Raw genomic sequence first — 1,770 nt, forward strand, 5'->3', positions numbered from 1 at the left:
CAGGGTTTGCGGGCCGAACACGACATCCACGTACGGTGCGCGCGCCACGATCGCCTCGCCTTCCTGGCTGGCGACGCAGCCGCCCACGCCGATGATCAGGTTCGGGTTCGCTTCCTTGAGCTCGCGCACCCGGCCGAGATCCGAGAACACCTTTTCCTGCGCCTTCTCGCGCACCGAGCAGGTGTTGAACAGGATCACGTCGGCGTCTTCGGGCCGATCGGTTTTCACGAGGCCTTCGGAAGCGTTGAGCACGTCGGCCATCTTGTCCGAGTCGTACTCGTTCATCTGGCAGCCGAACGTCTTGATGTAGATTTTTTTCGTCATGGGGTTCGCCGTTCGCAGTGGTTGACCTGGGGGCGTCAATGCGGGTGAGTCGGGACGGTCGGCTCCGGGCCGCCGCCTGTTGCCCGGGCGGCGCGCGAGGCGCGGCAGGCGGCAAGGGCGAGGCGGCGGGCGGCCGTGGCAGGCGCCTCGGGCGCCGGTGGATCTACCGTCGGGGAAAGCTTTCCATTATAGCTTTTGGAATTCCGGGCCGTCGCAGGTGCGCGCCGCGCGGGGGCGGCGAGGTTGCGCCGACGCGACGGCTGGCGAAGCGCGATCCGGCCCTGTCACGGCGATGGAACCCGGGCGGCGCGATCGGCCGGCCAAGCCGGCCGCATACGGCTTGCCGGCACTGACGATTCCTCTGCGATGCTGATAACAGTGTGAAGATAACTTCGTTTGCCGCCCCCAACCCCGATGCTAGTCTTGCCTGCAATCAAGTTCGCTGCGCGCATCCTGCGCGCTGGAGGCTAACCATGCATTCATCCCTCGCGCTGGTGCGCGACCGCGAAGCCGCCGATCGTGCGGCCACGCCGGCGCCTGGCGCCCCGCAGGAATCGTTCGACGCGCTGGAGCGCCAGGTCGGCGTCAATCTGGCCCGGCTGCGTGCCGAGCGGCAACTGTCGCTGGATGCGCTGGCACGCCTGTCCGGCGTGTCGCGGGCGATGCTCGCGCAGATCGAATCGGCCCGCAGCGTGCCGTCCATCAAGGTGCTCTGCAAGGTGGCGGCGGCGCTGAAGGTGTCGGTGGCCGCGTTCCTGCGCCGTCACGCGGTGCTCGGCTTCGAGCATCTGCCGGCCGAGCGCGCGGTGCGCGTGATCGGCTCGAACGGCCGTTTCTCGTCGCGGGCGCTCTATCCGGAAGGCGAGCCGGCCACGGCGGAATTCCACGAGCTGCGCGTCGCGCCGCTGCATACCGAAACCGGCGTGCGCCGCGCGCCGGGCACCTCGATCAACCTGGTGGTGAGCGAAGGCACGCTCGAAGTGGCCGTCAACGACCGTCGCCAGTTGCTGGCGACCGGCGACGCGATCGTGTTCGACGCCGACCAGCCCTACACGCTGCGCAATCCCGGCGATTCGGAAGCGCGCGCGTTTCGCGTGACGATCAACGCGGAAACGCCGCCGCGCTGGGATCTGCCGCAGTAAGCGCGTTTTCGCATTCGGCCGACGCGCATCGCGGTTCGGCCGCATGCCGTTCGATCTCGACGTGCACGGCACGCCGCCGCCAGCCGGGTAACCGGCGCGGCGGCGTTGTCGTTTTTGGGCGCGGAGATGAAGCGAGGAAATCGCCCGAAGCAGGCGATTGACCGTCGCGGCGGCCGAGGCGAATTGCCGAAGGCGGGTGCTGAAAGCGAAGAAGCGAAGAAAGCCGAACAAGACAGGTTCGCGGCGCGGGCCGACCGATGCCCCCGCCCGCGCCGCGAACCGGGCGCTCAGTGCGTCTGATGCA

1 protein-coding gene and 1 pseudogene are annotated in these 1,770 nt (G+C 68.5%); one reads left to right on the top strand and one right to left on the bottom strand.

Going from position 1 to position 1,770, the window contains the following annotated elements; all coding sequences use genetic code 11:
* Nucleotides 1–324, bottom strand: a pseudogene (locus ACYP33_RS29545) (tRNA (N6-isopentenyl adenosine(37)-C2)-methylthiotransferase MiaB); the annotation flags it as partial.
* Between the two features lie 473 nt (nt 325–797).
* Between ACYP33_RS29545 and ACYP33_RS29550 the strand changes: the two are divergent.
* Entirely contained in the window at nt 798–1,466 is a 669-nt protein-coding gene (locus ACYP33_RS29550) for a helix-turn-helix domain-containing protein (RefSeq protein WP_414443035.1), read from the top strand.
* Nucleotides 1,467–1,770: the final 304 nt, after the last annotated feature.

The sequence above is a fragment of the Burkholderia sp. 3C genome, assembly GCF_054589155.1.